This window comes from Escherichia sp. E3659 (assembly GCF_005781135.1).
Taxonomy (GTDB): Bacteria; Pseudomonadota; Gammaproteobacteria; order Enterobacterales; family Enterobacteriaceae; genus Escherichia.
Genome location: NZ_VATQ01000023.1, coordinates 26,236 through 48,675 on the forward strand (window position 1 = coordinate 26,236; position 22,440 = coordinate 48,675).

Annotated in this window: 18 protein-coding genes; 12 read left to right on the forward strand and 6 right to left on the reverse strand. The window is 52.7% G+C overall.

Annotation, left to right across the window (positions count from 1 at the left end):
• Nucleotides 1-230 precede the first annotated feature (230 nt).
• Nucleotides 231-1,817 (forward strand): EAL domain-containing protein, encoded by a 1,587-nt coding sequence (locus FEK47_RS16310; RefSeq protein ID WP_130224295.1) that lies wholly within the window; start codon nt 231-233, stop codon nt 1,815-1,817.
• Between the two features lie 2 nt (nt 1,818-1,819).
• Here the strand turns inward: FEK47_RS16310 and soxS are convergent, their stop codons facing one another.
• On the reverse strand, nt 1,820-2,143 hold the full coding sequence (gene soxS, locus FEK47_RS16315) for a superoxide response transcriptional regulator SoxS (RefSeq protein WP_000019357.1): 324 nt from the start codon (nt 2,141-2,143) through the stop codon (nt 1,820-1,822).
• Nucleotides 2,144-2,228: 85 nt separating this feature from the next.
• Here soxS and soxR point away from each other — a divergent pair, with 85 nt between their 5' ends.
• From soxR to FEK47_RS16330, 3 genes are all read left to right on the forward strand, one after another.
• Entirely contained in the window at nt 2,229-2,693 is a 465-nt protein-coding gene (soxR, locus tag FEK47_RS16320) for a redox-sensitive transcriptional activator SoxR (RefSeq protein WP_000412428.1), read from the forward strand.
• Between the two features lie 543 nt (nt 2,694-3,236).
• Entirely contained in the window at nt 3,237-4,586 is a 1,350-nt protein-coding gene (gene ghxP / locus FEK47_RS16325) for a guanine/hypoxanthine transporter GhxP (RefSeq protein ID WP_130205830.1), read from the forward strand.
• A gap of 149 nt (nt 4,587-4,735) precedes the next feature.
• Complete coding sequence (locus FEK47_RS16330) at nt 4,736-6,385, forward strand: Na+/H+ antiporter (RefSeq protein ID WP_130205832.1); 1,650 nt, start codon at nt 4,736-4,738, stop codon at nt 6,383-6,385.
• An 82-nt stretch (nt 6,386-6,467) separates the two neighbouring features.
• Here FEK47_RS16330 and actP read toward each other — a convergent pair whose 3' ends face one another.
• The 3 genes from actP to acs form a co-directional block, all read right to left on the reverse strand.
• On the reverse strand, nt 6,468-8,117 hold the full coding sequence (gene actP / locus FEK47_RS16335; RefSeq protein ID WP_000832550.1) for a cation/acetate symporter ActP: 1,650 nt from the start codon (nt 8,115-8,117) through the stop codon (nt 6,468-6,470).
• Entirely contained in the window at nt 8,114-8,428 is a 315-nt protein-coding gene (locus FEK47_RS16340) for a DUF485 domain-containing protein (RefSeq protein ID WP_001337746.1), read from the reverse strand. The genes actP and FEK47_RS16340 overlap by 4 nt, the downstream gene beginning before the upstream one ends.
• 199 nt (nt 8,429-8,627) lie before the next feature.
• Nucleotides 8,628-10,586 (reverse strand): acetate--CoA ligase, encoded by a 1,959-nt coding sequence (gene acs / locus FEK47_RS16345; RefSeq protein WP_135405653.1) that lies wholly within the window; start codon nt 10,584-10,586, stop codon nt 8,628-8,630.
• A 393-nt stretch (nt 10,587-10,979) separates the two neighbouring features.
• Between acs and nrfA the strand changes: the two genes are divergently transcribed.
• The 8 genes from nrfA to gltP all read left to right on the forward strand — a co-directional run bounded on the left by nrfA (nt 10,980) and on the right by gltP (nt 19,010).
• On the forward strand, nt 10,980-12,416 hold the full coding sequence (gene nrfA / locus FEK47_RS16355; protein ID WP_135486797.1) for an ammonia-forming nitrite reductase cytochrome c552 subunit: 1,437 nt from the start codon (nt 10,980-10,982) through the stop codon (nt 12,414-12,416).
• Between the two features lie 44 nt (nt 12,417-12,460).
• A complete protein-coding gene (gene nrfB, locus FEK47_RS16360; protein WP_001295391.1) occupies nt 12,461-13,027 on the forward strand; it encodes a cytochrome c nitrite reductase pentaheme subunit in 567 nt (188 codons plus the stop codon).
• Nucleotides 13,024-13,695 carry a cytochrome c nitrite reductase Fe-S protein gene (gene nrfC / locus FEK47_RS16365; RefSeq protein WP_000220281.1) on the forward strand — a complete coding sequence of 224 codons (672 nt, stop codon included), beginning with the start codon at nt 13,024-13,026 and terminating at the stop codon, nt 13,693-13,695. The genes nrfB and nrfC overlap by 4 nt, the downstream gene beginning before the upstream one ends.
• Nucleotides 13,692-14,648 (forward strand): cytochrome c nitrite reductase subunit NrfD, encoded by a 957-nt coding sequence (nrfD, locus tag FEK47_RS16370; RefSeq protein ID WP_135486796.1) that lies wholly within the window; start codon nt 13,692-13,694, stop codon nt 14,646-14,648. Before nrfC ends, nrfD begins: the two co-directional genes overlap by 4 nt.
• 19 nt (nt 14,649-14,667) lie before the next feature.
• Nucleotides 14,668-16,386 (forward strand): heme lyase CcmF/NrfE family subunit, encoded by a 1,719-nt coding sequence (locus FEK47_RS16375; protein ID WP_138183271.1) that lies wholly within the window; start codon nt 14,668-14,670, stop codon nt 16,384-16,386.
• The gene (gene nrfF / locus FEK47_RS16380; RefSeq protein WP_135486795.1) at nt 16,379-16,762 is read left to right on the forward strand and encodes a heme lyase NrfEFG subunit NrfF; all 384 of its coding nucleotides are present in this window, start codon (nt 16,379-16,381) and stop codon (nt 16,760-16,762) included. The genes FEK47_RS16375 and nrfF overlap by 8 nt, the downstream gene beginning before the upstream one ends.
• Entirely contained in the window at nt 16,759-17,355 is a 597-nt protein-coding gene (gene nrfG / locus FEK47_RS16385; protein ID WP_138183272.1) for a heme lyase NrfEFG subunit NrfG, read from the forward strand. Before nrfF ends, nrfG begins: the two co-directional genes overlap by 4 nt.
• Before the next feature lie 341 nt (nt 17,356-17,696).
• Nucleotides 17,697-19,010 carry a glutamate/aspartate:proton symporter GltP gene (gene gltP / locus FEK47_RS16390; RefSeq protein WP_130218549.1) on the forward strand — a complete coding sequence of 438 codons (1,314 nt, stop codon included), beginning with the start codon at nt 17,697-17,699 and terminating at the stop codon, nt 19,008-19,010.
• 420 nt (nt 19,011-19,430) lie between these two features.
• Here the strand turns inward: gltP and yjcO are convergent, their stop codons facing one another.
• Together yjcO and fdhF are read right to left on the reverse strand one after the other, a co-directional pair.
• The gene (gene yjcO, locus FEK47_RS16395; protein WP_064525643.1) at nt 19,431-20,120 is read right to left on the reverse strand and encodes a Sel1 family TPR-like repeat protein YjcO; all 690 of its coding nucleotides are present in this window, start codon (nt 20,118-20,120) and stop codon (nt 19,431-19,433) included.
• 93 nt (nt 20,121-20,213) lie between these two features.
• Entirely contained in the window at nt 20,214-22,361 is a 2,148-nt protein-coding gene (fdhF, locus tag FEK47_RS16400; protein WP_077629246.1) for a formate dehydrogenase subunit alpha, read from the reverse strand.
• Nucleotides 22,362-22,440 lie beyond the last annotated feature (79 nt).

Genomic DNA, 22,440 nt, shown 5'->3' on the forward strand with positions numbered 1-22,440 from the left:
TCAGTGGCGTCGTGGAAATACAAAATATCGTACATTCCTGACTGACCCGCATTTTTTAGTAAATTCTTTTTGATATCAGCGTGTTATTTTTATTAAAACAACGATTATAAAGGTATCAATTTCAAATCAGGCAAAAGTGCTATTTATACCGTAAGATTTATCTAACGTCGTCGGTGGCCAGGGTTTCACCTTGCAATGACCAGCTATAACCAGACAGGGAATTGATAGAAATGAGTCATCGTGCACGACACAAGTTGCTGGCGTTGCCGGGCATTATCTTTGTAGCACTTCTTCCCATCATCCTGTCACTATGGATTGCCTTCATTTGGGCAAAATCAGAAGTGAACAATCAGCTTCGTGTCTTTGCCCAACTGGCGCTGGATAAATCCGAGCTGGTCATTCAACAGGCAGATTCAGCGAGCGATGAAGCGGAACGCTATCAGGGGCAAGTTTGTACTCCGGATCATCAGAAGCGAATGTTGAATATTATTCGTGGCTACCTTTATATCAATGAACTGATATATGCCCAGGATAACCGTTTTTTATGTTCTTCGCTTATCGCTCCCGCTGACGGATATATGATCGCCCCCGCGGATTATAAGCGTGACCCTGACATTTCTATCTATTATTACCGCGATACCCCTTTTTTCTCCGGTTATAAAATGACTTATATGCAGCGGGGTAATTATGTGGCGGTCATCAATCCTTTATTCTGGAGCGAGGTGATATCTGACGATCCGACGCTGCAATGGGGCGTGTATGATACGGTGACGAAAACCTTTTTTTCGTTAAGCAACCAGGCCTCGGCTGAAACGTTTACTCCGTTAATTCATCTGAATGATTTAACGGTGCAACGAAATGGTCATTTGTATGCAATGGTACATTCAACAAAACGCCCAATAGCGGCCATTGTTGCCACTTCAAATAAACGTCTTATCGCTCATTTTTATAATCATCTTATCTTTGCTTTGCCCGCAGGTATTTTTTGCAGTCTGGTACTACTGTTACTCTGGTTGCGGATTAGCCAGGAGTACCAGTCACCCAAACGCAAATTGCAACGCGCCCTCGAAAAAAGACAGCTTTGTCTTTATTACCAGCCAATTATCGATATCAAAACAGAAAAATGTATTGGCGCTGAAGCGTTGCTACGTTGGCCTGGTGGCCAGGGGCAAGTGATGAGTCCGGCAGAGTTTATCCCATTGGCGGAAAAAGAGGGGATGATTGAGTTAGTCACTGATTATGTTATTGATAATGTATTCAGCGATCTGGGGGCGTATCTGGCAACACATGCCGATCGCTATGTTTCTATTAACCTGTCGGCCTCCGACTTTCATACATCGCGTTTAATTGCGCGAACCAATCAGAAAATAGAGCAATACGCGGTGCGTCCGCAGCAAATAAAATTTGAAGTCACTGAACATGCGTTTCTTGATGTCACCAAAATGACGCCGATTATTCATGCTTTCCGTCAGGCCGGTTATGAAGTTGCGATTGATGACTTTGGTATTGGCTACTCCAACTTACACAACCTTAATTCATTGAATATCGATATTTTGAAAATCGATAAATCGTTTGTTGAGACGCTGACCACGCACAAAACCAGCCATTTGATTGCGGAACACATCATTGAACTGGCGCACAGTCTGGGGCTAAAAACGATAGCGGAAGGGGTAGAAACGTCGGAGCAAGTTAATTGGCTGCGCAAACGCGGCGTGCGTTATTGCCAGGGCTGGTATTTTGCAAAGGCGATGCCGCCGCAAATGTTTATGGAATGGACAGGGAAATTACCCGCACATGAGTTAATGTGCGGGCAATAATTCTAGATACGGTGGCGATAATCGCTGGGAGTGCGATCAAACTGCCGACGGAAAACGCGGGAAAAGGTCTGCTGCGAGACATACCCAAGATCCATTGCGATATCAAAAATAGGGCGCTCGGTGGTGCGCAACTCAACGGCAGCCAGTAACAGGCGGCGTTGACGAATGTAATCACCAAGTGTCTGGTGCGTTACCGTGCGGAACATCCGCTGTAAGTACCACTTTGAATAACCTGATTTTTTTGCGACGACATCAATGTTCAGTGGCTGGTCAATATGCTCGTCAATCCATGCGATAAGATCCTGAATAATTTTCTGATGGGACATAAATCTGCCTCTTTTCAGTGTTCAGTTCGTTAATTCATCTGTTGGGGAGTATAATTCCTCAAGTTAACTTGAGGTAAAGCGATTTATGGAAAAGAAATTACCCCGCATTAAAGCCTTGCTCACCCCAGGCGAAGTGGCGAAACGCAGTGGGGTAGCGGTATCTGCACTGCATTTCTATGAGAGCAAAGGGCTGATTACCAGTATTCGAAATAGCGGCAATCAGCGACGATATAAGCGTGATGTGTTGCGATATGTGGCGATTATCAAGATTGCTCAACGTATTGGCATTCCATTGGCGACTATTGGTGAAGCATTTGGTGTGTTGCCTGAAGGGCATACATTAAGCGCCAAAGAGTGGAAGCAGCTTTCTTCGCAATGGCGAGAAGAATTAGATCGGCGCATTCATACCTTAGTGGCTCTGCGAGATGAACTGGACGGTTGTATTGGCTGCGGCTGCCTTTCGCGTAGCGACTGCCCGTTGCGTAACCCGGGCGACCGCTTAGGGGAAGAAGGTACTGGTGCGCGTTTGCTGGAAGACGAGCAAAACTAAAGCGCCACAAGGGCGCTTTAGTTTGTTTCCGGTCTTTGTCTTTCACTCTATCCCGCTGGTACACAGGAGGGTTTCCCCCGACGTCAACACACCTCATTCGAGCACGTGGTGGAGGTTCCGGTTGGTGTTGATACTTTAATTGTATGCCGCCTCCGTATCTTCGCCAGTGCAAAAAGACGTTTTTTAGCCGCAATATTTTTGCCATCTTGCACGATTTTTTACTGCAACCTTTCGCTACAAGCTACCTACAAATGCCGTAATTTTGCGCATCGACGATAACGTTTGCGCATCAATTGCCTGGTTTTTCATCGTCAATACAAGAAAAGGGAAAAAAGCAGCAAACTTAGGTTGAAAAAGCCGCTATGATCGCCGGATAATCGTTTGCTTTTTTTACCACCCGTTTTGTATGCGCGGAGCTAAACGTTTGCTTTTTTGCGACGCCCCACATTGTCGCAAACCTGGAGCAGGAAGATAACGTTTCGCTGGCAGGGGATTGTCCGCCACGCATCTTGACGAAAAATAAACTCTCAGGGGATGTTTTTTATGTCTACGCCATCAGCGCGTACCGGCGGTTCACTCGACGCCTGGTTTAAAATTTCACAACGTGGAAGCACTGTCCGTCAGGAAGTGGTTGCCGGGTTAACAACGTTTCTGGCGATGGTCTACTCGGTCATCGTCGTTCCGGGCATGCTGGGTAAAGCAGGCTTCCCACCAGCAGCAGTTTTTGTTGCGACCTGTCTGGTTGCCGGAATTGGTTCTATCGCGATGGGGCTGTGGGCCAATTTGCCGCTGGCTATCGGTTGCGCTATCTCCCTGACCGCGTTTACTGCATTCAGCCTGGTGCTGGGGCAGCATATTAGCGTTCCGGTCGCGCTGGGCGCCGTGTTCCTGATGGGGGTGCTGTTTACAGTCATTTCTGCAACGGGTATCCGTAGCTGGATTTTGCGCAACTTGCCACACGGTGTGGCGCACGGTACGGGGATTGGTATCGGCCTGTTCCTGCTGCTGATTGCTGCGAATGGTGTTGGCCTGGTCATTAAAAATCCGCTCGACGGTCTGCCGGTTGCGCTGGGTGATTTCGCCACCTTCCCGGTTATTATGTCGCTGGTAGGTCTGGCGGTGATCGTCGGTCTGGAAAAACTGAAAGTGCCGGGCGGCATTCTGCTGACCATTATCGGTATCTCGATTGTGGGCCTGATCTTCGATCCTAACGTTCATTTCTCCGGCGTTTTCGCTATGCCGTCATTGAGCGATGAAAATGGTAACTCGCTGATTGGTAGCCTGGATATTATGGGCGCGCTGAATCCGGTGGTACTGCCGAGCGTACTGGCGCTGGTGATGACGGCGGTCTTTGATGCGACCGGAACCATCCGTGCAGTCGCCGGGCAGGCGAACCTGCTGGATAAAGACGGGCAGATCATTGATGGCGGCAAAGCGCTGACCACCGACTCCCTGAGCAGCGTTTTCTCAGGCCTGGTGGGGGCGGCTCCGGCTGCGGTATACATCGAGTCTGCGGCGGGTACGGCAGCGGGTGGTAAAACCGGTCTGACGGCAATCACCGTTGGCGTGCTGTTCCTGCTGATTCTGTTCCTCTCTCCGCTCTCTTACCTTGTTCCAGGTTACGCAACGGCTCCGGCGCTGATGTATGTTGGCCTGCTGATGTTGAGCAACGTGGCGAAAATCGACTTTGCTGATTTTGTCGATGCGATGGCGGGGCTGGTGACGGCGGTATTCATTGTACTGACCTGTAACATCGTGACCGGCATTATGATCGGTTTCGCTACCCTGGTTATTGGGCGTCTGGTTTCTGGCGAATGGCGTAAGCTGAACATTGGTACGGTTGTTATCGCCGCGGCACTGGTGACCTTCTACGCGGGTGGCTGGGCTATCTAATCTTTAATAAGATTCTGAAAACGGGTGGCAATGGCTGCCCGTTTTTATTTTCTCCGTACATTGTGTGAGCTTTTGCGATATTCTGAAAAAACTGAGAATTCAGGCATAACGCCTTTCTCAAACCATAAAACATCGCAAACAGGGAACGCATGGAAATCTTCTTTACCATACTGATAATGACCCTCGTGGTTTCGCTGTCCGGGGTGGTCACTCGTGTCATGCCCTTTCAGATCCCGCTTCCGCTTATGCAAATCGCCATTGGTGCGCTACTGGCGTGGCCGACGTTTGGTTTGCATGTGGAGTTTGATCCTGAACTCTTTTTAGTTTTGTTTATCCCGCCGCTGCTGTTTGCTGATGGCTGGAAAACACCGACTCGTGAATTTCTCGAACATGGTCGGGAGATCTTCGGTCTTGCGCTGGCGCTGGTGGTAGTCACCGTAGTCGGCATTGGCTTCCTCATTTATTGGGTGGTGCCAGGCATTCCGCTAATTCCGGCCTTTGCGCTGGCGGCGGTGCTCTCTCCGACCGATGCCGTGGCGCTCTCCGGAATTGTTGGCGAAGGGCGAATACCGAAAAAAATCATGGGCATTTTGCAGGGCGAAGCGTTGATGAATGACGCCTCCGGCCTGGTGTCGCTGAAGTTTGCCGTGGCAGTCGCGATGGGGACCATGATCTTCACTGTTGGCGGTGCGACGGTCGAATTTATGAAAGTCGCGATCGGCGGTATTCTCGCGGGGTTTGTGGTGAGCTGGCTATATGGTCGCTCGCTGCGCTTCCTGAGTCGCTGGGGCGGCGATGAACCTGCGACACAGATAGTCCTGCTGTTCCTGCTGCCGTTCGCCTCTTATCTGATTGCCGAACATATTGGCGTTTCTGGTATCCTTGCGGCAGTTGCTGCCGGGATGACCATCACCCGTTCAGGCGTGATGCGCCGTGCGCCGCTGGCGATGCGTCTGCGTGCGAACAGCACCTGGGCGATGCTGGAGTTTGTCTTTAACGGCATGGTGTTCTTGCTGTTGGGCCTGCAACTGCCTGGCATTCTGGAGACGTCGCTGATGGCGGCAGAGATCGACCCGAACGTCGAAATCTGGATGCTGTTTACCGACATCATCTTGATTTACGCAGCGCTCATGCTGGTCCGTTTCGGCTGGCTGTGGACGATGAAAAAGTTCAGTAACCGCTTCCTGAAGAAGAAACCGATGGAGTTTGGTTCGTGGACCACACGAGAAATTCTTATCGCGTCTTTTGCCGGGGTTCGCGGGGCCATCACCCTGGCTGGTGTGCTCTCTATTCCGCTGCTGTTGCCAGATGGCAACGTCTTCCCGGCGCGTTATGAGCTGGTGTTTCTGGCGGCTGGCGTCATTCTCTTCTCGCTGTTTGTTGGCGTGGTGATGCTGCCTGTTCTGCTGCAACACATTGAAGTCGCAGATCATTCTCAGCAGTTGAAAGAGGAACGCATTGCGCGCGCGGCAACGGCAGAAGTGGCGATTGTGGCGATCCAGAAAATGGAAGAGCGACTGGCGGCGGACACTGAAGAGAATATCGACAACCAGCTGCTTACCGAAGTCAGCTCTCGCGTCATCGGTAACCTGCGTCGTCGCGCCGACGGCCGAAACGACGTTGAAAGTTCTGTCCAGGAAGAGAACCTGGAGCGTCGCTTCCGTCTGGCGGCGTTGCGTTCTGAACGTGCGGAACTTTATCACCTGCGCGCCACGCGGGAGATCAGCAACGAAACGCTGCAAAAGTTGCTACACGATCTCGATCTGCTGGAAGCGTTGTTAATTGAAGAGAACCAATAACGCTTTGGCGGTGTAATCGGTAAAAAGGTGCAGTACATCGCACCTTTTTACCGTTGGTCAGGTGACCAGAGGCTAGTGGAGATTAATGCGCGCGGCCCTGCTCAACGCCAAAGCCGGTCTGGGAACGGATAAATTGCGCACGGAACAGTTCACGCTCGCGCGCCCCTTCCGCTGAATTATCGGTTGCCGAGAAGAACCAGATGCCAAGGAATGCCACGCTGATTGAGAACAGCGCCGGGTATTCGTACGGGAAGATGGCTTTTTCGTGACCGAGGATCTGTACCCAAATCGTTGGGCCGAGGATCATCAGTACTACCGCAGTAATCAGCCCTAACCAGCCGCCCATCATTGCGCCACGAGTAGTCAACTTCGACCAGTACATGGAAAGCAGAATGATTGGGAAGTTGCAGCTCGCGGCGATGGCAAACGCCAGGCCCACCATGAAGGCGATGTTCTGATTCTCAAACAGCACGCCGAGGATAATCGCGATCACGCCCAAAATCAGCACGGTGATTTTCGATACTCGCAGCTCTTCACGTTCGGTCGCGCCTTTTTTGAAGACGTTGGCGTACAGGTCGTGAGAAACCGCGGAAGCGCCTGCCAGCGTCAGACCCGCAACCACCGCGAGGATAGTGGCGAAAGCAACCGCTGAAATAAAGCCGAGGAACAGGTTGCCGCCCACCGCATTGGCCAGGTGAACTGCCGCCATGTTGTTACCACCAATAAGATGGCCCGCCGCGTCTTTATATTCCGGATTTGCACCGACCAGCATGATTGCGCCGAAGCCGATAATAAAGGTCAGGATATAGAAGTAGCCCATAAACCCGGTGGCGTAGAACACGCTCTTACGCGCTTCGCGGGCATCGCTGACCGTAAAGAAGCGCATCAGAATATGCGGCAAACCAGCCGTACCAAACATCAGTCCAAGCCCCAGCGACAGTGCTGAGATCGGATCTTTCACTAGTCCGCCCGGTTTCATGATGTCGACACCTTTTGGGTGTACCGCCATCGCTTCGCTGAACAGATTGTTGAAGCTAAAGCCGACGTGTTTCATCACCATAAAGGCCATAAAGCTGGCACCGAACAGCAACAGAACGGCTTTGATAATCTGTACCCAGGTGGTCGCCAGCATGCCGCCGAACAGAACGTACATCATCATCAGCACGCCGACCAGCACCACGGCAATGTGATAGTTAAGGCCGAACAGCAATTCAATCAATTTACCGGCGCCGACCATCTGGGCGATAAGGTAAAGCGCCACCACCACCAGAGAACCACAAGCCGAAAGAATACGAATCGGCCCTTGTTTCAGGCGGTAAGAAGCCACATCGGCAAAAGTATAGCGGCCCAGGTTACGCAGACGTTCAGCAATCAGGAACAGAATGATTGGCCAGCCCACCAGGAAGCCCAGCGAGTAGATCAGCCCGTCATAGCCGGAAGTAAACACCAGCGCGGAGATCCCCAAAAATGAGGCGGCAGACATATAGTCCCCGGCAATCGCCAGCCCGTTCTGGAAGCCAGTGATATTGCCGCCTGCGGTGTAGTAGTCATTACGAGAACGTACGCGTTTTGACGCCCAGTAGGTAATGCCGAGCGTGAACACGACGAAAATCAGGAACATAATAATCGCCTGCCAGTTTGTTGGCTGGCGCTCAACGGCCCCGCTAATAGCATCCGCGGCGTTCGCTGCGAAAGGGAGTGTGGCGGCAAGCGCCGTCAGAACTCTTTTCATGATGCTTGTACCTCATGCAGGACTTCATTATTTAGACGGTCGAATTCGCCGTTCGCCCGCCAGATGTAGATACCAGTGAGAACAAAGGAGATAACAATGACCCCAACGCCAACGGGAATACCGCGTGTAACGCTGGTGTTCGGATTCAGCGGGGTGCCCAGCCAGCCGGGCGCGAAGGCGATCAGTAAAATAAAGCTGATATAAACTGCCAGCATAATAATCGACAGGATGGTGGCAAACCGTTGCCGTTTTTCGACTAACTCCCTGAAATGCGCATTGTCTTCTATCCGCTGATAAATCGTACCATTCATCACAGATTCTCCAGAGGTAATGTAGGGATTGTTTTAATTCCCGCTCCCTTATGGGAGAAGGTTAACGCCCAGGTAAACCTTGCCAAATGTAGGCCGGATAAGGCGTTTACGCCGCATCCGGCAATCAATGCCTGATGCGACGCTGTCGCGTCTTATCAGGCCTACAAACCGTTACCGACTCTCATCCGGCAATTGTGGGTTACGATGGCATCGCGATAGCCTGCTTCTCTTCAAGCAGCTTCTCGACCACGCCAGGATCGGCAAGCGTCGAGGTATCGCCCAGGTTGCTGGTATCGCCCGCCGCAATTTTGCGCAGAATACGGCGCATAATTTTGCCGGAGCGGGTTTTAGGCAGGGAGTCGGTCCAGTGCAGCACGTCTGGCGTCGCCAGCGGGCCAATCTCTTTACGCACCCAGTTGCGGACTTCTGCGTACAGTTCTGGTGACGGTTCCTCCCCGTGATTAAGCGTGACGTAGGCGTAGATCGCCTGACCTTTAATATTGTGCGGAATACCCACCACGGCGGCTTCGGCAATCTTCGGATGCGCCACCAGCGCCGACTCAATCTCTGCCGTCCCCAGACGGTGACCAGAGACGTTCAGCACGTCGTCCACGCGCCCGGTGATCCAGTAATAGCCATCTTCATCGCGACGCGCGCCGTCGCCGCTGAAATACATATTTTTGAAGGTGGAGAAGTAGGTCTGTTCAAAACGTTCGTGATCGCCAAACAGCGTACGCGCCTGACCCGGCCAGGAATCGGTGATCACCAGACTGCCTTCAGCGGCACCTTCTTGTGGATTACCTTCGTTATCCACCAGCGCCGGTTGCACGCCGAAAAACGGACGCGTCGCCGAACCGGCTTTCAGCTCGGTAGCGCCAGGCAGAGGCGTAATCATGAAACCGCCAGTTTCGGTCTGCCACCAGGTGTCGACCACCGGGCATTTCTCGTTGCCGATCTTCTTCCAGTACCACTCCCACGCTTCCGGGTTAATTGGTTCGCCCACGGAACCGAGAATGCGTAGCGACGAACGGTCGGTGCCTTCAATTGCTTTATCGCCTTCCGCCATCAGCGCGCGAATCGCCGTTGGCGCGGTGTAAAGAATATTGACCTGATGCTTATCCACCACCTGCGCCATACGGGCAGGCGTCGGCCAGTTCGGTACGCCTTCAAACATCAGCGTGGTCGCGCCGCAGGCCAGCGGGCCGTACAGCAAATAACTGTGTCCGGTAACCCAGCCCACATCAGCGGTACACCAGTAGATATCGCCCGGATGATAATCAAAGACATATTTAAAGGTCAGCGCCGCGTACACCAGATAACCGCCAGTAGTGTGCAGCACGCCTTTCGGCTTACCGGTAGAACCGGAGGTGTAGAGAATAAACAGCGGATCTTCGGCGTTCATCTCTTCCGCCTGGTGCTGATCGCTGGCTTGCTCAACCAAGTCGTGCCACCACAGGTCGCGCCCTTCCTGCCAGTCAATTTTCCCGCCAGTACGCTTCAGTACCACCACATGTTCAATGCTGGTGACGTTCGGGTTTTTCAGCGCGTCATCAACGTTTTTCTTCAGCGGAATACTACGCCCGGCGCGCACACCTTCGTCGGAAGTGATCACCAACCGTGAGTTAGAATCGATGATGCGTCCGGCAACGGCTTCCGGCGAGAAGCCGCCGAAAATTACCGAATGCACCGCGCCAATGCGGGCGCAGGCCAGCATCGCGACTGCGGCTTCCGGCACCATCGGCATATAAATCGCGACTACGTCACCTTTTTTAATGCCCAGCTCGAGCAGGGTATTGGCGAAGCGGCAGACGTCGCGGTGCAGCTCTTTATAGCTGATATGTTTGCTCTGGCTGGCGTCGTCGCCTTCCCAGATGATGGCGGTACGATCGCCGTTTTCTTGCAAATGGCGGTCAAGGCAGTTTGCCGCCAGATTCAGCGTGCCGTCCTCGTACCATTTAATGGACACATTACCGGGGGCAAAGGAGGTGTTTTTCACCTTCTGGTACGGTTTGATCCAGTCGAGAATTTTTCCCTGTTCGCCCCAAAAGGTATCTGGTGCGTTAATTGATTGTTGGTACATCGCCTCGTACTGCTGAGGGCTTATCAGGCAATGGTCTGCGATGTTGGCAGGAATGGTGTGTTTGTGTATTTGGCTCATGCTTTTGTTCTCCTTGTAGGATGTTAATAATATGTGTCATAAGCGTTAAATGTAGGGGTATTGGCAGTTTTGTTTAGTATTTGGGCGGCAGATCACGCAAAAGTAGAATTGTGCAAATAAACGACAGGATTATTTTTGAAGGACACCAACAAAAGTTGGCATTTTCTTTCTGGAACATGCAGTTATGCATGTGTTTGAAATGGAGGAAATTATCGACTAACTCTAAAGTGGTATTTTACATGCACTTACAATTGATTAAAGACAACATTCCGCATGTGGTTATTTGTTACACATAGGGGCGAGCAATGTCATGACAGTGTATGTGCGGTTACTGTCATGAAAAAACAATAAAAACTGCCATTGCCTCAATGGCAAAATTTGGATAAAGCCCCTATGACAAGGATAAAAATAAACGCACGCCGTATCTTCAGCTTGTTGATTCCTTTTTTCTTTTTCACTTCTGTTCACGCTGAACAAACGGCCGCTCCCGCGAAACCTGTAACTGTAGAAGCGAAGAATGAAACCTTTGCCCCACAGCATCCCGATCAATATCTCTCCTGGAAAGCCACCTCGGAACAGTCAGAGCGTGTTGACGCCCTGGCGGAAGATCCACGGCTGGTGATCCTGTGGGCGGGGTATCCCTTCTCGCGCGATTACAACAAGCCGCGTGGACATGCCTTTGCTGTGACCGATGTGCGTGAAACCCTGCGTACCGGTGCGCCGAAAAACGCTGAAGATGGTCCGCTACCGATGGCATGCTGGAGTTGTAAAAGCCCGGATGTGGCGCGTCTGATCCAGAAAGACGGCGAAGATGGCTACTTCCACGGTAAATGGGCGCGCGGCGGCCCGGAAATCGTCAACAACTTAGGTTGTGCCGATTGCCATAACACCGCCTCACCAGAGTTCGCCAAAGGCAAACCGGAGTTAACCCTTTCCCGTCCGTATGCGGCTCGCGCGATGGAAGCCATTGGTAAACCTTTTGAGAAAGCCGGACGTTTCGACCAGCAATCGATGGTTTGCGGTCAGTGCCATGTGGAGTATTACTTCGACGGCAAAAACAAAGCCGTTAAATTCCCGTGGGATGACGGCATGAAAGTCGAAAATATGGAGCAGTATTACGACAAAATTGCCTTCTCTGACTGGACTAACTCCCTGTCAAAAACACCAATGCTGAAAGCGCAGCACCCGGAATATGAAACCTGGACAGCGGGCATTCACGGTAAAAACAACGTGACCTGTATCGACTGCCATATGCCAAAAGTGCAGAACGCCGAAGGCAAACTCTACACCGACCATAAAATTGGTAATCCGTTTGATAACTTCGCCCAGACTTGTGCGAACTGCCATACCCAGGATAAAGCTGCCTTGCAAAAAGTGGTCGCGGAACGTAAGCAGTCGATTAACGACCTGAAAATCAAGGTTGAAGATCAACTGGTTCACGCTCACTTCGAAGCGAAAGCGGCGCTGGCTGCAGGCGCGACGGAAGCCGAAATGAAGCCAATTCAGGACGATATCCGTCATGCCCAGTGGCGCTGGGATCTGGCGATCGCTTCCCACGGCATTCATATGCACGCACCGGAAGAAGGTCTGAGGATGCTCGGTACGGCGATGGATAAAGCGGCGGATGCACGCACCAAACTGGCGCGTCTGCTGGCGACCAAAGGCATCACCCATGAAATCCAGATCCCGGATATCTCGACCAAAGAGAAAGCCCAGCAGGCCATTGGCCTGAACATGGAACAAATCAAGGCCGAGAAGCAGGACTTCATCAAAACGGTGATCCCGCAGTGGGAAGAACAGGCACGTAAAAACGGTCTGTTAAGCCAATAACCCCGTTCCGCCTCGCAAGGGGCGGAAAACACAATGGAGTGAATATGAGCGTATTACGTTCGTTATTAACTGCCGGGGTGCTGGCGTCGGGCCTGTTGTGGAGCCTGAACGGAATTACCGCTACCCCTGCGGCGCAGGCATCTGATGATCGCTACGAAGTTACCCAGCAGCGTAACCCGGATGCCGCCTGTCTGGACTGTCATAAACCAGATACCGAAGGTATGCATGGCAAACATGCTTCCGTTATCAATCCGAATAACAAACTGCCGGTCACTTGCACCAACTGTCACGGCCAGCCATCACCGCAACACCGTGAAGGGGTGAAAGATGTGATGCGCTTTAACGAGCCGATGTACAAGGTTGGTGAGCAGAACAGTGTTTGTATGTCCTGCCATCTGCCGGAACAGTTGCAAAAAGCGTTCTGGCCGCACGATGTCCACGTAACCAAAGTGGCGTGCGCCAGCTGCCATTCCCTGCATCCACAGCAAGATACGATGCAGACGTTAAGTGACAAAGGACGGATTAAGATTTGCGTCGATTGCCACAGCGATCAGCGCACCAATCCGAACTTTAACCCGGCGTCTGTTCCGTTGCTTAAGGAGCAGCCATGACCTGGTCTCGTCGCCAGTTTCTCACCGGCGTCGGCGTGCTGGCAGCCGTCAGCGGCACCGCAGGGCGCGTGGTGGCGAAAACGTTGAATATCAATGGGGTGCGTTACGGCATGGTGCATGACGAGTCGTTATGCATCGGCTGTACCGCCTGTATGGATGCTTGTCGGGAAGTGAACAAGGTGCCGGAAGGTGTCTCGCGCCTGACGATTATTCGTAGCGAGCCGCAGGGCGAATTTCCTGATGTGAAATATCGCTTCTTCCGTAAGTCTTGCCAGCACTGCGATCATGCGCCGTGCGTTGACGTCTGCCCGACAGGTGCGTCTTTTCGCGATGCCGCCAGCGGGATTGTCGATGTTAATCCGGATCTCTGCGTCGGTTGTCAGTACTGCATCGCCGCCTGTCCGTACCGCGTGCGCTTTATCCATCCGGTCACGAAGACAGCGGACAAATGCGATTTCTGCCGCAAGACCAATTTGCAGGCCGGTAAGCTACCCGCGTGCGTTGAGGCTTGCCCGACGAAGGCGCTGACGTTTGGCAATCTGGACGATCCCAACAGTGAGATTTCGCAACTGCTGCGCCAGAAGCCCACTTACCGCTACAAGCTGGCGCTGGGAACCAAACCGAAGCTGTACCGCGTACCGTTTAAATACGGGGAGGTGAGCCAATGACGCAGACTTCCGCATTTCATTTTGAATCGCTGGTATGGGACTGGCCGATTGCCATCTACCTGTTTTTGATTGGTATTTCTGCCGGTCTGGTGACGCTGGCCGTGCTGTTACGTCGCTTCTACCCGCAGGCGGGCGGTGCAGACAGTACGTTGCTGCGCACCACGCTGATTGTCGGGCCTGGCGCGGTGATCCTCGGTCTGTTGATCCTCGTCTTCCACCTGACAAAGCCGTGGACCTTCTGGAAGCTGATGTTCCACTACAGTTTTACCTCGGTGATGTCGATGGGGGTGATGCTGTTTCAGCTCTACATGGTGGTGCTGGCGCTGTGGCTGGCGAAAATCTTTGAACATGATTTGCTTGCCCTGCAACAACGCTGGTTGCCGAAGCTGGGGATCGTGCAAAAGGTTCTGAGCCTGCTGACACCCGTTCATCGCGGACTGGAAACATTGATGCTGGTGTTGGCGGTGCTGCTGGGGGCTTATACCGGCTTTCTGCTGTCGGCGCTGAAATCGTATCCGTTCCTCAATAACCCGATCCTGCCGGTGCTGTTCCTCTTCTCCGGCATCTCGTCCGGTGCGGCGGTGGCGCTGATCGCCATGGCGATACGCCAACGCAGTAACCCGCATTCCACGGAAGCGCACTTTGTACACCGTATGGAAATCCCTGTGGTATGGGGCGAAATCTTCCTGCTGGTGGCGTTTTTTGTCGGTCTGGCGCTGGGCGATGACGGTAAAGTGCGTGCGCTGGTGGCGGCATTGGGCGGCGGTTTCTGGACGTGGTGGTTCTGGCTTGGTGTCGCTGGGCTGGGGCTGATTGTGCCAATGTTGCTCAAACCGTGGGTCAATCGCAGTTCCGGCATTCCTGCTGTGCTGGCGGCGTGTGGGGCCAGCCTGGTCGGCGTGTTGATGCTGCGCTTTTTCATTCTCTACGCTGGGCAGTTAACGGTGGCGTAAGCCAGAACAGAGGTGGTTTCTGGACGTATTCCTTCCTGAAGTCGGTTTTCTGGCGTTGTTGTTAAGTCTCGGGGTCAACGTGTTGACCCCGTTGATGACCTTCGCGGGAGTGCGGTTACGCTGGCCTGCCATGATGCGGCTCACTTGCATCGGCATTCTGGCGCAGTTCACACTCCTGCTGCTCGCCTTTGGCGTACTGACGTATTGTTTTCTCATCAGCGATTTCTCGGTCATTTATGTCGCGCAACATAGCTACAGCCTGCTGTCGTGGGAACTCAAACTGGCGGCGGTGTGGGGAGGTCATGAAGGTTCGTTGCTACTTTGGGTGCTGTTGCTTTCCGCCTGGAGCACGCTGTTTGCCTGGCATTATCGGCAGCAAACCGATCCGCTATTTCCGCTGACGCTAGCCGTTTTATCTCTCATGCTCGCCGCGCTGCTACTGTTTGTGGTGCTGTGGTCCGACCCTTTCGTGCGGATATTTCCACCAGCAATCGAAGGCCGCGATCTCAATCCGATGCTGCAACATCCTGGTCTTATCTTCCATCCGCCGCTGCTTTATCTCGGCTATGGCGGTTTGATGGTAGCGGCGAGCGTGGCGCTGGCGAGTCTACTGCGCGGCGAGTTTGATGGTGCCAGCGCCCGAATTTGCTGGCGCTGGGCACTACCTGGCTGGAGCGCATTAACGGCGGGGATCATCCTCGGTTCCTGGTGGGCCTATTGCGAACTGGGCTGGGGCGGCTGGTGGTTCTGGGATCCGGTGGAAAACGCCTCTTTATTACCCTGGCTCTCTGCCACCGCGCTGCTGCACAGTTTGTCCCTGACTCGCCAGCGGGGGATTTTCCGCCACTGGTCGCTGCTGCTGGCGATAGTCACCCTGATGCTGTCGCTGCTGGGCACCTTAATTGTCCGTTCTGGCATTCTGGTTTCGGTTCATGCGTTCGCGCTGGATAACGTCCGCGCCGTGCCGTTGTTCAGCCTGTTTGCACTGATTAGCCTTGCGTCTCTGGCTCTGTATGGCTGGCGAGCGCGGGACGGTGGCCCGGCGGTGCGTTTTGCGGGGTTATCGCGAGAAATGTTAATCCTCGCTACGCAGTTGCTGTTTTGCGCGGTGTTACTGATCGTGCTGGTGGGAACGCTTTATCCGATGATTTACAACCTGCTGGGCTGGGGACGCCTCTCCGTTGGCGCACCGTATTTTAACCGCGCGACGTTACCGTTTGGTCTGTTGATGCTGGTGGTGATTGTGCTGGCGACGTTTGTCTCTGGCAAACGCGTGCAGCTTCCGGCGCTGGTAGCTCATGCGGGCGTGCTGTTATTTGCCGCTGGGATCGTGGTTTCCAGCGTCAGCCGTCAGGAGATCAGCCTGAATTTACAGCCGGGTCAGCAGGTGACGCTGGCAGGATACACCTTCCGTTTTGAGCGACTCGATCTGCAAGCCAGAGGCAATTACACCAGCGAAAAAGCGATAGTGGCACTGTTTGACCATCAGCAACGCATTGGTGAACTGACGCCGGAGCGGCGTTTTTATGAAGCTCGTCGTCAGCAAATGATGGAGCCGTCAATTCGCTGGAACGGCATCCATGACTGGTATGCGGTCATGGGTGAAAAAACCGGAGCGGATCGTTACGCTTTTCGTTTGTATGTACAAAGCGGTGTGCGCTGGATCTGGGGTGGAGGATTGTTGATGATTGCGGGCGCATTGTTAAGCGGATGGCGGGGGAGGAAGCGCGATGACTAAAGGGCTTCTCACGCTACTGCTGCTATTTACCTGTTTTGCGCGCGCTCAGGTCGTAGACACCTGGCAATTCGCCAATCCGCAACAACAGCAACAGGCGTTAAATATTGCCAGCCAGTTACGTTGTCCGCAGTGCCAGAATCAAAACTTACTGGAATCCAACGCGCCGGTGGCGGTCAGTATGCGCCATCAGGTTTACAGCATGGTGGCGGAGGGGAAGAACGAAGCCGAAATCATTGGCTGGATGACCGAACGCTACGGAGATTTTGTTCGCTATAACCCACCGTTAACGGGTCAGACGCTGGTGTTGTGGGCGCTGCCAGTGGTGTTGTTACTGCTGATGGCACTGATCCTCTGGCGAGTGAGGGCGAAGCGATGAAACAGTCACAAATACCGGTGAAAATGCTGACAACACTCACGATTTTGATGGTATTTCTCTGTATCAGCAGTTATCTGTTAAGCCCAAAATGGCAGGCGGTACGTGCGGAGTATCAGCGTCAGCGCGATCCGCTGCATCAGTTTGCCAGCCAGCAAACCCCGGAAGCGCAGCTTCAGGCATTGCAGGATAAAATCCGCGCCAACCCACAAAACAGCGAACAGTGGGCGTTACTGGGCGAGTACTATCTGTGGCAAAACGATTACAGCAATGCGCTGCTGGCGTACCGTCAGGCGTTGCAACTACGCGGTGAGAACGCTGAACTGTATGCGGCGCTGGCGACGGTGCTTTATTACCAGGCCAGCCAGCATATGACCGCCCAGACTCGCGCAATGATCGACAAAGCCCTCGCGCTGGACAGTAATGAAATCACCGCCCTGATGCTGCTGGCTTCAGATGCGTTTATGCAGGCGAACTACGCGCAAGCCATCGAACTATGGCAAAAAGTGATGGATCTCAACTCACCGCGAGTTAACCGAACACAGCTGGTTGAGTCGATTAATATGGCAAAACTGCTACAGCGACGATCGGATTAATCATCCGGCGTTGAAGATTATGTCATTGAGCTGCATAAAAAATAATCGAATGAACATATGCCAAAAATAATCACTAATCAGTATTATTGCAGATTAAACAAATAAAAATCTTTCCATAACAAATGGTTATTCATTAATCCTGCCATAAACTCGCGTTATTATGCATTAATGCAGCGAAAAGCTCTGTTGTTAAAGGGTTGCGCAACATACCGCGCAAATGATACTGATCATAAGCGTTAAAAAAATCTACAAACCAACGCAACACAATTCATGCCCTGGCAGTATGTCACGTTCTCGCGTTTCTGAACGGGGAACGGCGCTCCATTGAGGAAGTCATTCATATGAAAAATATAAAATTCAGCCTGGCCTGGCAGATTCTGTTTGCTATGGTGCTGGGCATTCTCCTGGGAAGCTACCTGCACTACCATAGCGACAGTCGCGACTGGCTGGTCGTCAATTTGCTCTCTCCAGCGGGTGATATCTTCATCCACCTGATCAAAATGATTGTTGTGCCGATTGTAATTTCCACGCTGGTGGTCGGTATCGCAGGTGTCGGTGACGCCAAACAGCTCGGGCGAATTGGTGCGAAAACCATTATCTACTTCGAGGTGATCACCACCATCGCTATCATTTTGGGGATCACTCTGGCGAACGTCTTCCAGCCCGGTGCCGGGGTGGATATGTCGCAGCTGGCGACCGTCGATATCTCGAAATATCAGAGCACTACGGAAGCAGTCCAAAGCAGTTCCCACGGCATTATGGGCACGATTTTGTCGCTGGTGCCGACGAACATTGTGGCGTCGATGGCGAAAGGCGAAATGCTGCCAATCATCTTCTTCTCGGTACTGTTTGGTTTGGGGCTTTCCTCCCTGCCTGCGTTGCATCGTGAACCGCTGGTGACCGTGTTCCGCTCTATCTCTGAAACCATGTTTAAAGTGACGCACATGGTGATGCGCTATGCCCCAGTGGGTGTGTTTGCGCTGATTGCGGTGACGGTGGCTAACTTTGGTTTCTCTTCTCTGTGGCCACTGGCGAAACTGGTGCTGCTGGTGCATTTCGCCATTCTGTTCTTCGCGCTGGTAGTGCTGGGAATTGTGGCGCGCCTGTGCGGGTTAAGCGTCTGGATCCTGATTCGTATTCTGAAAGATGAGCTGATTCTGGCGTACTCCACTGCCAGCTCCGAAAGTGTGCTGCCGCGAATTATTGAGAAGATGGAAGCCTACGGCGCCCCGGCGTCGATCACCAGTTTCGTGGTGCCGACCGGTTACTCTTTTAACCTTGATGGTTCGACGCTGTATCAAAGTATTGCTGCTATCTTCATCGCGCAGTTGTATGGCATTGACCTGTCTATCTGGCAGGAAATCATTCTGGTGCTGACGCTGATGGTGACCTCGAAAGGGATTGCTGGCGTGCCTGGCGTGTCGTTTGTGGTGTTGCTGGCAACGCTGGGTAGCGTAGGTATTCCGCTGGAAGGTCTGGCGTTTATTGCCGGTGTTGACCGTATCCTCGACATGGCGCGTACCGCGCTGAACGTGGTAGGTAATGCGCTGGCGGTGCTGGTGATTGCCAAGTGGGAACACAAATTTGACCACAAAAAAGCGATGGCCTACGAGCGTGAAGTGCTGGGCAAATTTGATAAGACTGCGGATCAGTAATTGAAGATTGCCGGGGATATCCACCCGGCAATGTGTGGATGCCTGATGCGACGCTTACCGCGTCTTATCAGGCCTACGCCAGACTGCGCAATAGCCTGATTTAGCGTAATTTTTGTAGGTCGGATAAGGCGTTTACGCCGCATCCGACATCAATGCCTGATGCGACGCTTACCGCGTCTTATCAGGCCTACGCCAGACAGCGCAATAGCCTGATTTAGCGTAATTTTTGTAGGTCGGATAAGGCGTTTACGCCGCATCCGACATCAATGCCTGATGCGACGCTTACCGCGTTTTATCAGGCCTACGCCAGACAGCGTAATCTCCTGATTTAGCGTGATTTTTGTAGGTCGGATAAGGCGTTTACGCCACATCCGACATCAATGCCTGATGCGACGTTTAACGTGTTTTATCAGGGCTACCTTAACCATTGGTTAATTTTTCAAACTCTTCACACCCGGTATCAAACCCTTCCATACAGCTCAGGTTCAACCAGTGCAGCGCCTTCTGTTTGTTCTTCTCGATAAAACCTTCTTCACCGTTTAAGAACATCATTCCTGCCCAGTACTCGGAATAACCGGTACGGGAAATCGCAGAGCTACGCTTGAAATACCAGGTCGCTTTCTCATCATCGGCCTTAATGCCTATGCCGTTGGCGTAAATCAAACCAAGCAGCATCTGGGCATCGACGGCGGAGTCGTTCTCCAGATCTTCCGAGGCGTTTTCTAACAGCGAAATCGCCTTCGGATAATCCGGTTTACCTGCCTGAGTATTCACCAGAATATGTGCCAGCGTCACTTCACCTTCTTTACTGCCCGCTTGCGCTGCTTTTTCGGCGAGAATTTTTGCTTGTGGATAGTCAAGACTGACCGGATTGGTGATTTTAATCTGCGCCAGCAGCGCGCAGGCATCGGCATCACCACTGTCGGCGGCTTTCTGTGCCCAATATTCGGCTTTGCTCAAATCGCCGGAGCTAAACCAACTGTCGGCAAGAAAATATTGTGCGCGTCGGTCTCCGGCCTCTGCCGCCTTTACATACTGGCTGCCAGGCTCAGAGTCATTCGCGTGGGCAAAGAATGTCAAAAACAACATCAATGCGATAATTTTTTTCATTTTGATAATACGATTGGGTAGGGTGTATCCAGTATAAAGAGTTCGAATGGATAAAAAAACAGCCTCCCAGAGGAGGCTGTAGAAGGGACTTATTTACGCCAGTGCCGCTTCGCGCAGGCGAGTTTTCAACTTGTTGTACTCGTCAATTACGTACTGCTCGGCGGCGCGCTGATCGGCGATCGGCTCGACGCGCACGGCGCAGTATTTGTATTCCGGCGTTTTCGTAATCGGGCTTAAGTTTTCGGTAACCAGCTCGTTACAGGCGCCAATCCACCACTGGTAGGTCATGTAAATCGCCCCTTTGTTAGGACGATCGCTGACCTGCGCACGGGTGATAATTTTGCCTTTACGCGAGTGCACCCAAACCAATGCCTCATCTTCAATACCCAGACGTTTGGCGTCTTCGGTATTGATTTGTGCGTAGCCAGGTTCATCAGCCAGCGCCGCCAGTGCCGCACAGTTACCGGTCATCGAACGGCAAGAGTAGTGGCCAACTTCACGCACCGTTGACAGTACCATCGGGTACTCGTCGGTGAGTTTGTCGATTGGCGCTACCCAGTCGCAGGTGAAGAACTGCGCCAGACCGTTCGGGGTATCAAACTTCTCTTTAAACAGATAAGAAGTCCCCTGATCGGCATCTGACGTATCGCGGCAAGGCCACTGAATGAAGCCCAGTTCGCCCATTTTCTCGTAAGTCGCACCGTAGAAATCCGGGCACAGATGACGCAACTCGTCCCAGATCTCCTGGGTGTTGTTGTAGTGCATCGGATAACCCATACGGGTGGCGATTTCACTGATAATCTGCCAGTCCGTTTTCAGATCCCACTTCGGTTCAACCGCCTTGAAGAAACGCTGGAAGCCACGGTCAGCCGCAGTATAGACACCTTCATGCTCGCCCCACGACGTTGACGGTAAAATGACATCCGCCGCCGACGCGGTTTTGGTCATAAAGATGTCCTGAACGATGACCAGTTCCAGATCTTCAAAGGCTTTACGGACTGCCGACAGTTCCGCATCCGTTTGCAGCGGATCTTCGCCCATAATGTACGCGGCACGCACTTCGCCATGCGCTGCGCGGTGCGGCAGCTCGCTGATGCGATAACCGGTATGGGCTGGCAGGCTTTCTACGCCCCAGGCTTTGGCGAATTTCTCGCGGTTAGCCGGATCTTTCACGTACTGGTATCCCGGATACGTATCCGGCAGCGCGCCCATATCACAGGCGCCCTGCACGTTGTTCTGACCACGAACCGGGTTAACGCCCGCATGCGGCTTACCGAGGTTACCGGTCAGCATCGCGAGGCTGGTCAGAGAACGCACGGTTTCCACGCCCTGATAGAACTGGGTCACACCCATGCCCCACAGAATAGATGCGCTTTCCGCCTGGGCATACATCCGCGCCGCCTGACGAATCTCACTGGCGCTAACGCCGGTGATATCTTCAACCGACTCCGGCGTGTAGCCTTCAACGATTTTACGATACTCTTCAAAGCCTTCCGTACGGGAAGCGACGAACGCTTTGTCGTACAGATTTTCTTCAATAATGACATGGCCCATCGCATTCAACAGCGCGATGTTCGAGCCGTTTTTCAGTGCGATGTGCATGTCAGCAATGCGCGCGGTTTCAATTTTGCGCGGATCGCAGACGATAATTTTCGCCCCGTTACGTTTAGCGTTAATCACGTGATTCGCCACGATAGGGTGGGAATCCGCCGGGTTGTACCCGAAAACGAACACTAAATCGGTATTATCAATTTCGTTAATGGCATTGCTCATTGCGCCGTTACCGACCGATTGGTGCAGACCTGCAACCGATGGGCCGTGTCAGACGCGAGCGCAGCAGTCAACGTTATTGGTACCAATAACGGCGCGCGCAAATTTTTGCATTACATAGTTGGTTTCGTTACCCGTACCACGCGAGGAGCCTGTCGTCTGGATGGCATCCGGACCGTACTTCTCTTTGATGGCGCTCAGGCGCTCGGCAACGTAATTCAGTGCCTCATCCCAGGAAACAGGTTCGAGTTTGCCGCCACGCTGGCGACGGATCATGGGGGTTTTCAGGCGCGGGGTCAGGATCTGGGTATCGTTAATAAAATCCCAGCCATAATAACCCTTCAGACACAGAGTACCCTGGTTGGTTTTCCCCTGCGCTGCCTCCGCCCGGACGATTTTGCCGTTATCGACGACCAGGTTGATTTTGCAACCTGATGCGCAATAGGGGCAAACCGTGACGACTTTTTTCATCAGTCTCGCTCCAGTTAATCAAATCACGCATACGCGCTCTCGACCACAGTATGCATCTTTTATGCCACATTTTATTTGA